The organism is Microbacterium xylanilyticum (assembly GCF_054654695.1).
Genome location: NZ_BAAIEN010000002.1, coordinates 2,390,715 through 2,403,624, shown reverse-complemented (window position 1 = coordinate 2,403,624; position 12,910 = coordinate 2,390,715). Strand labels below are relative to the sequence as shown.

The following is a 12,910-nucleotide window of genomic DNA, read 5'->3' as shown; positions in this document are numbered from 1 at the left end:
GATGCCAGGCTACCCCGCAACGCGAGGGGGTACGACGAAGGCCCCGTCGTGTGACGGGGCCTTCGATCGTATTCGGGGGAGTGCTCCGCGCTACTCGCCCTTCTTCGACAGCGACTCCGGCGCGAGCGCGGAGCTCGGCGTGTTCGGGGTCTCGCTGACGTGGGAGGTGTCGGCCGGGGCGATCTGGTCCTCGCTCACGCCCGCGCGCGTGTGCGAGGCGACGATCTCCTCGTGCGCGGCCTCGTCCGTGTCATGCAGCACGTGACGCTGGTGTGCATCGGCGGCGGCGATCTCGGCCTGAGTGAGCGGGGAGAGGCGATCCTCGAAGAACCAGCGCGACAGCGAAGAGCGCAGGTTCTCCGTCCACGGGATACGGCCCTTGGCGTTGGGACGCACCACCAGCGGCTCGTACACCTCGGTGTCGACGAGCTTCCAGCGGTCGTACACATCGACCGGCTTGTGCACCTCGATGTACTCGCCACCCGGGAGGCGGACGATCCGGCCCGACTCGTAGCCGTGCAGGACGATCTCGCGGTCCTTCTTCTGCAGGGCGATGCAGATCCGCTTCGTGACGAAGTAGCCGAGCACCGGGCCGAGGAAGAGCGTCACCTGAAGCGTGTGGATGACACCCTCCATCGTGAGCGAGAAGTGCGTCGCGATGAGGTCGGACGACGCCGCTGCCCAGAGCGTGGCGTAGAAGATCACGCCGGCGACGCCGATCGCGGTGCGGGTCGCCGAGGTCCGCGGACGCTGAGCGATGTGGTGCTCGCGCTTGTCGCCGGTGATCCAGGCCTCGATGAACGGGTACACCGCCACGAGCACGATGAACAGGCCCAGGACCAGCACGGGGATGATGATCCCGAACGACCAGGTGTGGTCGAGGAACACGACGTCGAGGTTCGACGGAGCCAGACGCAGCGCGCCGTCGGCGAAGCCGATGTACCAGTCGGGCTGGGTGCCCGCCGACACGGGGGAGGGGTCGTACGGTCCGTAGTTCCAGATCGGGTTGATCTGGAACAGCGAGGCGATCAGGACCACCACGCCGAACGTGATGAACAGGAAGCCGCCCATCTTCGACATGTAGATCGGCATCATCGGGTAGCCGACGACGTTGTCCTCCTCGCGACCGGGGCCGGCGAACTGCGTGTGCTTGTTGATGACCATGAGCATCAGGTGCAGCACGACCAGGCCGATGACGAGCAGCGGGAGGATGAGGATGTGCAGCGTGTACAGACGTCCCACGATCTGGTCACCCGGGAACTCGCCGCCGAAGAGCATGAACGAGGTCCAGGTGCCGATCAGGGGGAGGCCCTTGATCATGCCGTCGATGATGCGCAGACCGTTGCCCGAGAGCAGGTCGTCGGGGAGCGAGTAACCCGTGAATCCCTCGGCCATCGCCAGGACGAAGAGGACGAATCCGATGACCCAGTTGAGCTCGCGCGGCTTGCGGAACGCACCGGTGAAGAACACGCGGAGCATGTGCACGCCGATGCCGGCCACGAACGTCAGCGCAGCCCAGTGGTGGATCTGGCGGACGAGCAGCCCACCGCGGATGTCGAAGGAGATCCGCAGCGTGGAGTCGAGGGCCGCGGACATCTCGACGCCGCGCATCGGGGGGTAGGCGCCGGTATAGTGCGTCGGCACCATCGAGGCCTGGAAGAAGAACGTCAGGAACGTGCCGGACAGGAGCACGACGACGAAGCTCCACAGCGCGATCTCGCCGAGCATGAACGACCAGTGATCCGGGAAGATCTTCCGGCCGAGCTCCTTGACGAAGCCGGACAGGCTCGTCCGCTCATCGATGTAGTTGGAGAGGCCGCCGACGAATCGGCCGCCCAGGGGCGCCTCCGAGGGCTTCTCCGAGGACTTCGGCTCGGTAACAGTTGCGGTGCTCAATGACGCTCCCAGAAGCTCGGACCGACGGGTTCGTGGAAATCGCTCTGCGCGATGAGGTAGCCCTCATCGTCGACCGTGATCGGCAGCTGCGGCAGCGGGCGCGCGGCCGGGCCGAAGATGACCTTGGCGTGCTCCGTGACGTCGAACTGCGACTGGTGGCACGGGCAGAGCAGGTGATGGGTCTGCTGCTCGTAGAGCGCGACCGGGCAGCCGACGTGGGTGCAGACCTTGGAGTACGCGACGATGCCGTCGTACGACCAGCTCTTGCGCTCCTCGCTCTCGATGAGCTGCTCGGGGAGCAGGCGCATGAGCAGGACGATGGCCTTGGCCTTCTGCTCGAGGTAGCCCTCCTCGTGGCCGAGCTTGCTGAGCTCCTCCGGGATCACGTGGACGGCCGAGCCGATCGTGATGTCCGCCGCGCGGATCGGGGTGCCGTCGGGGTCGTGCGCCAGGCGCATGCCCTTCTTCCACATGGTGTGCTGGAGCAGCTTGACCGGCTGGCCCGCGATGGGGTCCTCGGGGGTGTCCTGCGGGGCGAGCCCGCGGAACAGAGCGAGTCCGGGGACCACGGAGGCCACGACGGCGGCGATCAGGGAGTTGCGGATCATCACACGACGACCGAATCCGGACTCCTCGTTCGCGTCGGCGAAGGCCTTGATGGCGGCCTCGCGGGTCGAGTCGCGGCCCCGGGTGGGGTGGCGGTACTCGACGTGCTCGTGGTCGGCCATGATGGCCTTCGACCAGTGGATCGCACCGAGACCGAGGGCGAGCAGGGCGAGGGCGATGCCGAGGCCGATGAACAGGTTGTTGTACCGCACATCGACGAGCGAGCCGCTCTCGATCGGGAAGAGCATGTAGGCGGCGACCGCCCAGATGCTGCCCGCGAGGGAGAGGTAGAAGAGCGTGTAGACCGTGCGGACGGCGGCCTTCATGGCCTTCGGATCCTGGTCGGTGATGCGCTCGCGGTGCGGGGGCAGCCCCGGGTTCTGCGCGGGGTCGCTGACGTCGACGCTCAGCCCGGCCGGTGCCTGATAGGTCCGGTCAAGAGCGTGCGGGTCGTCGTGTGCCATGGTTCTCCTCGTACGTTCTTCGATATGCCGGCGTCAGTTGGACTTCGCCGTGATCCACACGGTGATGGCGACGAGTGCGCCGATGCCGAAGATCCAGATGAACAGGCCCTCCGAGACAGGGCCGAGGGATCCGAGATCCATGCCGCCCACCTGAGTCGCCTTCTGCTGGAAGAGCAGCGCGGAGATGATGTCGCGCTTGTCCTCGGGCGTCAGGTTCATGTTGCCGAAGACCGGCATGTTCTGAGGACCGGTGACCATGGCCGCGTACATGTGCAGGGCGCTGGTCTTCATCAGACCGGGGGCGTACTTGCCCTCGGTCAGGGCGCCACCGGCGCCGGCCACGTTGTGGCACATCGCGCAGTTGATCCGGAATAGCTCGGCGCCGTGCGCCACGTCGCCCTTGCCATCGAGGATCTTCTCCTCGGGGTAGGTCGGGCCGGGGGCCACGGACTGCACCCAGGCGGCGACGTTCTTGATCTGCTCCTCGGTGAACTGCGGGTGCTTCTGGGGGGCCTGCGGTCCCTGCATCTGCAGCGGCATGCGTCCCGTGGACATCTGGAACTCCACGGCCAGCTCGCCGACGCCGTAGAGGCTCGGGCCGGTCGAGGTGCCCTGCAGGTTCATGCCGTGGCATGTCGCGCAGTTCGCCTGGAACAGCTTCTGGCCGTCCTCGGTCGAGACCTCGGCGGTGACGGACGCCGGCTGGGTGGCGGCGAACGCCGCGCTCGCACCCGCGTACACACCGCCGGTGATCATCAGGCCTGCGCCGATCAGTGCGGCCGCGGCCAGGGGGCTGCGACGGCCGGTACGGCGCTTCTTCTCACGTGCCATGTCGGGAATCCGCTCCGCTTTCTTACTTGAGGAAATAGATGACGAAGAACAGCACGATCCAGACGACGTCGACGAAGTGCCAGTAGTAGGACACCACGATCGCGGTCGTCGCCTCCTTGTGCGTGAAGTTCTTGACGGCGAAGGCGCGGCCGAGGGTCAGCAGGAACGCGACCAGACCGCCGGTGACGTGCAGGGCGTGGAAGCCGGTGGTGATGTAGAACGCCGACGCGTACGAGTCGGCCGAGATCGGCATGCCCTCGGCGACGAGCTGCGAGTACTCCCACACCTGGCCGGACACGAAGAACGCGCCCATGGCGAACGTCAGCCAGAACCACGGGACCATGCCCCAGCGCTTGCGGCCCTTGTCGTTCACCGCGGTGTACGGCTGCATGCGCTCCGCGGCGAACACGCCCATCTGGCAGGTGAACGAGGACGCCACCAGGACCAGGGTGTTGATCGCGGCGAACGGCACGTTCAGGTGCTCGGTGCGCGAGGCCCAGAGCTCCGGAGATGTGCTGCGCAGGGTGAAGTAGATCGCGAAGAGTCCCGCGAAGAACATCACCTCACTGCCGAGCCAGACAATGGTTCCCACAGCCACCGGGTTGGGGCGCTTGATCGTTCTCGCCGCCGGGGCATACGTCGCTGAGGTCGTCACCCGTCCATTATGGCCGATCCGCGGCGGCGATTGTCGCACCGGCCGCGGCGGTTCAGTCCGTGCCAGGCTCGGTGCGACCTCGGAACCCGCCGCGAATCCCCTGAGAGCCGCGGGGTTGCGCGGGAGCGGCGGCATCCGGTCGCGGCGGTCACGACTGCATCACATCGATAGGATCGCTGGCATGGCGGAAGCTCTGACCTGGCCCGATGTCCTCTCCACCCTGCTCGCCGGACGCGATCTGAGCGTCTACGAGTCCACGTGGGCGATGCGTCAGGTGATGCGCGGGCAGGCGACCGATGCCCAGCTGGCCGGGTTCCTCGTCGGCCTCCGTGCGAAGGGCGAGACCATCGACGAGGTCGTCGGATTCCGCGATGCGATCCTCGAAGCCGCGGTGCCGCTGCCCGTCTCCGCGGACGTGCTCGACATCGTCGGCACCGGCGGCGACCGAGTCGGCACGGTGAACGTGTCGACGACCGCCGCGATCATCATCGGCGCGACCGGGATCCCCGTCGTCAAGCACGGCAACCGCGCGGCGAGCTCCTCCTCGGGCTCCTCGGACGTGCTCGGAGCCCTCGGGCTGCAGCTCACGCTGGATCCGCAGGCCGTCGCGGAGATCCTCGACCGCACCGGCATCACGTTCGCCTGGGCCGGCGCGTTCCACCCCGGGTTCAAGAACGCGGCCGCGGTCCGCGGCGAGCTCGGCGTGCCGACGGTGTTCAACATGCTCGGCCCCCTCTGCAACCCCGCGCGCGCCGAGGCGAACGCGGTCGGCGTCGCTCAGCTCGATCGGGTGCCCCTCATCACGGGCGTGTTCCGCACGCGTGGCGCCACGGCGCTCGTGTTCCGCGGGGACGACGGCCTCGACGAGCTGACCACCACCGGTCACAGTCGCATCTGGGAGGTCACCCGCGGTGACATCCACGAGCACGATCTGGATCCGCGCGACCTCGGCATCCCGCTCGCGGACCTCGGCGACCTCATCGGCGGGTCGCCCGAGCACAACGCCGGCGTGCTGCGTCGCACACTGGAGGGCGAGCGGGGAGCGGTGCGCGACATCGTGCTGCTCAACGCGGCGGCGGGCATCGTCGCCTACGAGCTGTCGCACGACGCGGCACAGGCTCAGGTGCCCATCGTGCAGCGCCTGCGTGACGCGCTCGCACGCGCCGAGGCCGCCGTGGACGACGGGAGCGCCCTGGGGAAGCTGGACGCCTGGGTGGCCGCCTCCCGGGAGCTCGCCGCGAGCTGAGGTCGGAGGCCGGCATGGACCCGCGGGAGGCGCTGCTCGAGATCGCGCGACTGCTCGAGCGCGAACGCGCGTCGAGGTATCGGGCCAAGGCGTTCCGCACGGCGGCGGCCGCGTACGAGGGCCTTCCGGAGGATGCCCGGAAGGATCTGGGGCGGATCCAGCAGGCGAAGGGCATCGGCGCGTCGACGTTCGAGGTGATCCGGCAGGCGCTCGCGGGCGAGACGCCGTCGTACCTCGTCGAGCTGCGCGGCGAGGTCGAGCCGGAGATCGTCTCGGAGCTGCGCTCGCGCCTGCGCGGCGATCTGCATGCCCACACGGAGTGGTCGGACGGGACGACCCCGATCGCGGCGATGGCGGATGCGGCGCGCGCCCTGGGGCACGAGTACCTCGCCATCACCGACCACTCGCCGCGACTCCGGGTCGCGCGCGGGCTGAGCCCGGAGCGGCTGCGCACCCAGATCCCGGAGGTGCGCGCGCTCGGCGGCGACGGGCTGACTCTGCTCGCGGGGATCGAGGTGGACATCCTCGAGGACGGGCGCCTCGATCAGGAGGACGAACTGCTCGCGGAGCTCGACGTCGTGGTCGCCTCCGTGCATTCGAAGCTGAGCATGGAGCCGGGGCCGATGACGAAGCGCATGATCAGGGCCGTCTCGGATCCGCGGGTGAGCGTGCTCGGTCACGTGACCGGACGGCTGGTCCAGGGGAAGCGGGGAACACGGCCTCCGTCGAGGTTCGACGCGCGCGCGGTGTTCGATGCCTGCGCCGAGCACGGGGTCGCCGTCGAGATCAACTCCCGACCGGAGCGTCAGGATCCGCCCGACGAGCTCATCGCGGTCGCGCTCGAGGCGGGCTGCCTCTTCTCGATCGACTCGGACGCGCACGCACCAGGACAGCTGTCGCTGCTGGACCACGGGGCGCTGCGCGCGGAGCGCGCCGGGGTGCCGGCCGAGCGGATCGTCACGACCTGGGGGCTGGAGAGGCTGCTGCGCTGGGCCGGTTGAGCCGCTGCCGGCATGCCGGATCGGCGCGCTCGACGGGCGGAGCCGCCGGGAGTGCTCAGGCCGTGCGGTTCAGCACCTCGAGCGCCCGGGCCATGGAGGTGCCGAGATTCCAGCGCTCGGAGACGGCCACGGCCGCGGCCGTCTCCGCGGCGTCGAGAGGGCGCAGGCGCTGCTCGGGGACGGCGATGGGCAGGCCCGTCGCGACCCGCACCACCGTGGGTGCCACATCGAGGTAGTCGCCCGCCGCGAGGATCTTGTTCGCGACGCCCGCCGACATGCCCGCCGCGGTCGCGGCGGCCGTGCGGATCGCCGGCAGGTCGCCGTGCACCGCGAGGAGATTCGCGGCTGTCTTCTCGCCGACGCCGGCGACGCCCGGCAGCCCGTCCGACGCATCGCCGCGCATGGTCGCGAAGTCGGCGTACTGGCTCGGCAGCACGCCGTACTTCGCGACGACGGTCTCGTCGGTGACGGTCTCGAGGTTGCTCATCCCGCGCGCCGTGTAGATGACGCGGACGCTATGGCTGTCGTCGACGAGCTGGAAGAGGTCGCGGTCGCCCGTGACGATGTCGACCGGCATCTCGGCGATGGTGGCGAGCGTGCCGATCACATCGTCGGCCTCGTGCTCGGCGACGCCGATGATCGGGATCCGCAGCGCGCCGAGCGCCTCGCGGATGATCGGGATCTGCGTCTCGAGCGGATCCGGGACCTCCTCGATGTCCGCCCCGCCCGGCACGACCTCGACGACCCGATGCGCCTTGTAGCTCGGGATGAGGTCGACGCGCCACTGCGGGCGCCAGTCGTCGTCCCAGCACGCCACGAGATGGGTCGGGCGGTACGCGCCGACGAGCTTCGCGATCATGTCGAGCAGGCCGCGGGCCGCGTTCACGGAGGTGCCGTCCGGGGCCTTCACCGTGTCGGGCACTCCGTAGAAAGCGCGGAAGTACAGGCTGGCGGTGTCGAGCAGGAGCAGCTTCGGCGCGGCGTCGGTCATGCGCTCAGTCTGCCAGGCGAGGGCGGTGCAGCAGGCGAGCCGGTCCCCAGGGCGGCGTCCGCGACCGGGAACATCGGTCGGGGCGCCGATGTTGCAGTGAAGGTGCTGCCCGCATCGGGAGCGTCCGGATCGCCGTGCAGATGCGGTTTCCGGCGCTCTCGGCGACCTGATAGCATGAAGTGTCACCCGTGGGGGCTTCCTCGCGCGTGCGTGACGAACAACACACATCCATTTCGCCGCGATGCGATCCTGTGCTCCGCGAGGAGCGCGCGTCGCGGCCCGAGTATCCATCAACAAGGACAACCCACTACATGACTACCGCAACGGCCGCCCCGGCCACCAAGCAGGTCGCGATCAACGACATCGGATCTGCCGAGGACTTCCTGGCTGCGGTCGAGAAGACCCTGAAGTTCTTCAACGACGGCGACATCATCGAGGGCACGATCGTCAAGATCGACCGCGACGAGGTGCTGCTCGACGTCGGCTACAAGACCGAGGGCGTCATCCCCTCGCGCGAGCTGAGCATCAAGCACGACGTCGACCCCAACGAGGTCGTCTCCGTCGGCGACCAGGTCGAGGCCCTCGTTCTCCAGAAGGAGGACAAGGAAGGCCGTCTGATCCTGTCCAAGAAGCGCGCCCAGTACGAGCGCGCCTGGGGCGACGTGGAGAAGATCAAGGAGAACGACGGCGTCGTCACCGGTCAGGTCATCGAGGTCGTCAAGGGTGGACTCATCGTCGACATCGGCCTCCGCGGCTTCCTGCCGGCCTCGCTCATCGAGCTGCGCCGCGTCCGCGACCTCACGCCGTACCTCGGCCAGGAGCTCGAGGCCAAGATCCTCGAGCTCGACAAGAACCGCAACAACGTGGTCCTCTCGCGCCGCGCCCTGCTCGAGCAGACGCAGTCCGAGTCGCGCACCACGTTCCTCAACAACCTGCACAAGGGCCAGGTCCGCAAGGGCGTCGTGTCCTCGATCGTCAACTTCGGTGCGTTCGTCGACCTCGGCGGCGTGGACGGCCTCGTGCACGTCTCCGAGCTGTCCTGGAAGCACATCGAGCACGCCTCCGAGGTCGTCGAGGTGGGCCAGGAGGTCACCGTCGAGATCCTCGAAGTCGACCTCGACCGCGAGCGCGTCTCCCTGTCGCTGAAGGCGACGCAGGAGGACCCGTGGCAGGTCTTCGCCCGCACCCACGCCATCGGCCAGGTCACCCCGGGCAAGGTCACCAAGCTCGTTCCGTTCGGCGCGTTCGTCCGCGTCGCGGACGGCATCGAGGGCCTCGTGCACATCTCCGAGCTGTCGAGCAAGCACGTCGAGCTGGCCGAGCAGGTCGTCTCGGTGGGCGAAGAGGTGTTCGTCAAGGTCATCGACATCGACCTCGAGCGTCGCCGCATCTCGCTCTCGCTGAAGCAGGCCAACGAGTCGGTCGACCCGTACGGCACCGAGTTCGACCCGGCTCTGTACGGCATGCTCGCCGAGTACGACGAGAACGGCGAGTACAAGTACCCGGAGGGCTTCGACGCCGAGACCGGTGCGTGGAAGGAAGGCTTCGACGCCCAGCGCGAGGCTTGGGAGCAGGAGTACGCCGCTGCCCAGGCTCGCTGGGAGGCGCACAAGGCTCAGGTGCTCAAGGCCGCCGAGGCCGAGGCCGCCGCAGGCGACGACTTCGCGGGTGCGCAGTCGTTCTCGAGCGACTCCGCCGGTGCCGGCACGCTGGCCGACGACGAGGCTCTCGCCGCTCTGCGCGAGAAGCTCTCGGGCGGCAACGCGTAAGCAGCGCTTGACAGAACGGGCCGTCACCTCGCCTTCGGGCAGGGTGGCGGCCCGTTCCGCGTCTGCGCCGTCCTCCCGCGCGGGCAGGGGCTGCGGACGTGTGAGGATGGGAGACATGGATCCGCTCCGCCCGCGTCCCCGTCCAGGCAGGCGCGCTCGGACCCCGGCCCCGTGAGCTTCACCGGCCACGTGCCCGGTTCCGCGGAGTACCGGCGACTCATCCTCGGCCTGTTCTTCGCCGGGGTCGCCACGTTCGCGCAGCTGTACGCGCCGCAGGCCGTGCTGCCGCCGCTGGCCCGTGACCTGGCGGTCTCGCCGGCGACGGCGGCGCTGAGCGTCTCCGCCGCGACGCTGGGCCTCGCCGCCTCGGTCATCGGCTGGTCGGTCGTCGCCGACCGCATCGGACGGGTGCCGGCGATGGCCGTGGGGGTGATCGCGGCGACCGCGCTGGGGCTGCTCGCGCCGTTCGCCGGCCGCATCGTGCCCCTGCTCGCGCTCCGCGGTGCGGAGGGCGTCGCGCTCGGCGCGGTCCCCGCCGTGGCTCTGGCGTACCTCGCCGAGGAGGTGGGGCCGCGCCACGCCGCCGCGGCAGCCGGCAGCTACATCGCCGGGACCACGGTCGGCGGGCTCGCCGGCCGGATCGTGGCCGGGCTCGTGGCGGAGGGTGCGGGGTGGCGGGCCGGCGTGTGGACGGCGACCGCGCTCTGCGCCGTGGCAGCGGCGCTGTTCCTCTGGCTCGCACCGCGGTCGCGGGGATTCGTGCCGCTGCGCACTCGGGGCAGCAACGGCGCCGGGGTCCCGGCACGCCTGCTGCGGTTGCTGCGCTCGCCTCGCCAGCTCGCGCTCTACGCGCAGGCGTTCCTGCTGATGGGCGCCTTCGTCGCGGTCTACAACTACCTGGGCTTCCACCTCGCCGCACCGCCGTTCGCGCTGCCGGCGTGGCTCGTGACGCTGCTGTTCCTCGCCTATCTCGCGGGCACGGCGTCGTCGCCGTGGGCAGGGGTGCTCGCCTCCCGCGCGGGGCGGTATCCGGTGCTGCTGTCGGCGATCGCCGTGATGGCCGGGGGCGCGCTGCTCCTGCTGACGGCGAGCACCATCGCCGTGCTCGCCGGCCTGCTGCTGTTCACGGCGGGCTTCTTCGGGGCGCATGCTGTGGCATCGGGGTGGACGCCGGTCGCGTGCGAGCCGGAGAGTCGGGCCCAGGCCTCCTCGCTCTACTACTTCGCGTACTACGCCGGCTCCAGCCTGTTCGGGTGGGCGCTGGGGGTGGTGTTCGGCGCCTGGGGCTGGACCTGGTTCGCCCTGATCGTGATCGGGATGTGCGCCCTGGCTGCGCTGGCCGCCGGGATCGCGCTGCGCGGAGCGGATCCGTCCCGGGCCTGAGGCCGGGAGCCGCGCCGGGTCGGCGCGGAGCACCTTCGGAGTGCGTGCAAGACTGACACCATGCCCCTCATCGCACTCACCGGCGGAATCGCGTCGGGCAAGTCCACGGTCGCCGCCCGGCTCGCCGAGCACGGCGCCGTCATCATCGACGCGGACAGGATCGTGCGGGACGTGCAGGTGGCCGGCTCGCCCGTGCTCGACCGCATCGCCGCGGAGTTCGGTACCGACGTGCTCCGCCCCGACGGGGAGCTGGATCGCGCCGCACTCGCCGCGAGGGTGTTCGGCGATCCGGAGGCGCTCGGCCGCCTGAACGCGATCGTGCACCCTGCGGTCAAGGCCGAGTCCCAGCGTCGCTTCGTGGCAGCGCTCGACGCGGACCCGACGGCCGTGGTCGTCTACGACGTCCCCCTGCTGGTGGAGGCGCGCGTGGACGACCCCTGGGATCTCATCGTGGTGGCGGATGCGCCCGTCGCGGTCCGGGAGGAGCGGCTGGTGCGGGAGCGCGGCCTCGACCGGGAGGAGGCGCGCAAGCGCATCGCCTCTCAGGTGCCGGATGAGCAGCGCCGCGCCATCGCCGACGTGGTCATCGACACCTCCGGAAGCCTCGACGAGACCCTCCGGCAGACCGACGACCTCTGGCGGCGCCTGCGGTCCGGGGAGCCCGGTGACGGACCTGCTGGCCGCGTACGACGCACAGCTGCGCGGGGCGGCCGAGCTGCGGGGTGCGCGGGACGTGCGCGAGATCGGCCCGGTGGCGGTGGGCGTGTTCCCCGGCGGTGCGGGCTTCGCGAGCTACCGTGATCTCGCCGGTCTGGGAGGGCGGCGGATCCGCTCGCTCGTGAGTCAGGTGCGGGCGCATTTCGCGGCGATCCCGGACGTGCGCACGGCGGAGTGGAAGACCCGCGGGCACGACATCGCACCGGGTCTCGAGCCCGCGCTGCGGGACGCCGGGTTCGAGCCGGAGGAGAGGGAGTCCGTGATGCTCGGCGACGCCGCGCTCCTGGCGTCGGACGTGCCGCTGCCGGACGGCGTCGCGCTGCGTGAGATCCGCGAGGCGCAGGACATCCGGGCGATGAAGCGCATGCAGGCCGCGGTGTTCGGACACGACGACGGCGACGCCAGAGCGGAGCGCACGATCGCGCGGGTGGCGGCGGGCGACGACGTGCTCCTGTGGGTGGCTGAGGCAGAAGGCCGCGTGATCAGCGCAGGGCGCCTGGAGCCCGTCGCCGGCACGGAGTTCGCGGGGATCTGGGGTGGTGCGACCGTTCCGGAATGGCGAGGGCGCGGCGTCTATCGCGCTCTCACGGCACGGCGTGCTCAGGCCGCGCTGGCCCGGGGGCTGCGCTATCTGCACTCCGACTCGACCGAGTTCTCCCGGCCGATCCTGGAGCGCGCCGGCATGCTGCGGGCCACCACGACCACGCCGTACGTCTGGACTGCGAGGGCCTAGTCCACGGGGGATGCCGCCCGCCGGCGTCGGGCGCGCCGACGCACCATCGAGACCACGGCGACGACCAGTCCGAGCAGGAGAGCCGCAGCGACGAGGGGCACCACGATCGCCGTCGCGGCGAGCACGAACGAGGCCACGTCCTCGGCGGTGCTGAGGGCAGGCGCTGCCATTCCGGCGGTGGCCGTGTTCGCGGCGACCCGGCCGGTCGCCTTGACGACGTGAACCGCCAGCGCGATCAGGATCCCCGCCGCGATCGGGATCCAGGCGTGCGTCGAGAAGAACGTTCCCGGATCGTCGACCGCGACTGTCCTCGCGCTCGCGCCCGCGCCGAACGCGATGCCGCCGGCGGCCGGCCGCACCACGCTGTGCACGATGTCATTCAGCGAATCGAGAGCGGCGATCTTGTCGGCGACGATCTCCAGCACCAGCAGGATGCCGATGACCCAGAGCGCGAGGTCGCTGCTCAGCCAGGTCCAGCCCGTGGGGAGGGCGACGGCCGGAAGCAGCCGGGCGGCCAGGCCGAGCAGGAACAGCGGGATCCATGCGTTCAGACCTGCGGCGGCCGCGAGGCTGGATCCGATCACGAACTCGATCACGGCACCACTGTAGGGCGCGGGG

Annotated in this window: 11 protein-coding genes and 1 pseudogene; 6 read left to right on the top strand and 6 right to left on the bottom strand. The window is 70.1% G+C overall.

Annotation, left to right across the window (positions count from 1 at the left end; translation table 11 throughout):
- Window positions 1–90: 90 nt before the first annotated feature.
- Genes qcrB through ctaE form a run of 4 tightly spaced genes read right to left on the bottom strand, consistent with a single transcriptional unit; the run spans window position 91 to window position 4,452 of the window.
- A complete protein-coding gene (gene qcrB, locus ACYQ1L_RS12130; protein ID WP_460004364.1) occupies window positions 91–1,896 on the bottom strand; it encodes a cytochrome bc1 complex cytochrome b subunit in 1,806 nt (601 codons plus the stop codon).
- Window positions 1,893–2,966 (bottom strand): cytochrome bc1 complex Rieske iron-sulfur subunit, encoded by a 1,074-nt coding sequence (gene qcrA / locus ACYQ1L_RS12125; RefSeq protein WP_460004363.1) that lies wholly within the window; start codon window positions 2,964–2,966, stop codon window positions 1,893–1,895. Before qcrA ends, qcrB begins: the two co-directional genes overlap by 4 nt.
- Window positions 2,967–2,999: 33 nt before the next feature.
- Window positions 3,000–3,797, bottom strand: a complete 798-nt coding sequence (qcrC, locus tag ACYQ1L_RS12120; protein ID WP_159575697.1) for a cytochrome bc1 complex diheme cytochrome c subunit — start codon at window positions 3,795–3,797, stop codon at window positions 3,000–3,002.
- A gap of 22 nt (window positions 3,798–3,819) precedes the next feature.
- A complete protein-coding gene (ctaE, locus tag ACYQ1L_RS12115; protein WP_460004362.1) occupies window positions 3,820–4,452 on the bottom strand; it encodes an aa3-type cytochrome oxidase subunit III in 633 nt (210 codons plus the stop codon).
- Window positions 4,453–4,633: 181 nt separating this feature from the next.
- Between ctaE and trpD the strand changes: the two genes are divergently transcribed.
- Entirely contained in the window at window positions 4,634–5,698 is a 1,065-nt protein-coding gene (gene trpD, locus ACYQ1L_RS12110) for an anthranilate phosphoribosyltransferase (RefSeq protein WP_460004361.1), read from the top strand.
- 14 nt (window positions 5,699–5,712) lie between these two features.
- Window positions 5,713–6,699, top strand: coding sequence for a PHP domain-containing protein (locus ACYQ1L_RS12105; RefSeq protein WP_460004360.1), 987 nt, complete (start codon window positions 5,713–5,715; stop codon window positions 6,697–6,699).
- 55 nt (window positions 6,700–6,754) lie between these two features.
- On the opposite strand, the gene ACYQ1L_RS12100 is transcribed toward ACYQ1L_RS12105, so the two are convergent.
- Complete coding sequence (locus tag ACYQ1L_RS12100; RefSeq protein WP_460004359.1) at window positions 6,755–7,690, bottom strand: 5'-3' exonuclease; 936 nt, start codon at window positions 7,688–7,690, stop codon at window positions 6,755–6,757.
- Between the two features lie 311 nt (window positions 7,691–8,001).
- Here ACYQ1L_RS12100 and rpsA point away from each other — a divergent pair, with 311 nt between their 5' ends.
- From rpsA to ACYQ1L_RS12080, 4 genes and pseudogenes are all read left to right on the top strand, one after another.
- A complete protein-coding gene (gene rpsA / locus ACYQ1L_RS12095) occupies window positions 8,002–9,459 on the top strand; it encodes a 30S ribosomal protein S1 (protein WP_159575701.1) in 1,458 nt (485 codons plus the stop codon).
- 171 nt (window positions 9,460–9,630) lie between these two features.
- Window positions 9,631–10,842, top strand: a complete 1,212-nt coding sequence (locus tag ACYQ1L_RS12090) for an MFS transporter (RefSeq protein WP_460004358.1) — start codon at window positions 9,631–9,633, stop codon at window positions 10,840–10,842.
- Between the two features lie 60 nt (window positions 10,843–10,902).
- Window positions 10,903–11,490 (top strand): annotated as a pseudogene (gene coaE, locus ACYQ1L_RS12085) (dephospho-CoA kinase); the annotation flags it as partial.
- Window positions 11,491–11,506: 16 nt separating this feature from the next.
- Window positions 11,507–12,292 carry a GNAT family N-acetyltransferase gene (locus tag ACYQ1L_RS12080; RefSeq protein ID WP_460004357.1) on the top strand — a complete coding sequence of 262 codons (786 nt, stop codon included), beginning with the start codon at window positions 11,507–11,509 and terminating at the stop codon, window positions 12,290–12,292.
- On the opposite strand, the gene ACYQ1L_RS12075 is transcribed toward ACYQ1L_RS12080, so the two are convergent.
- The gene (locus ACYQ1L_RS12075) at window positions 12,289–12,888 is read right to left on the bottom strand and encodes a DUF4126 domain-containing protein (protein WP_460004356.1); all 600 of its coding nucleotides are present in this window, start codon (window positions 12,886–12,888) and stop codon (window positions 12,289–12,291) included. The two genes, ACYQ1L_RS12080 and ACYQ1L_RS12075, sit on opposite strands and share 4 nt — an antisense overlap.
- Window positions 12,889–12,910: the final 22 nt, after the last annotated feature.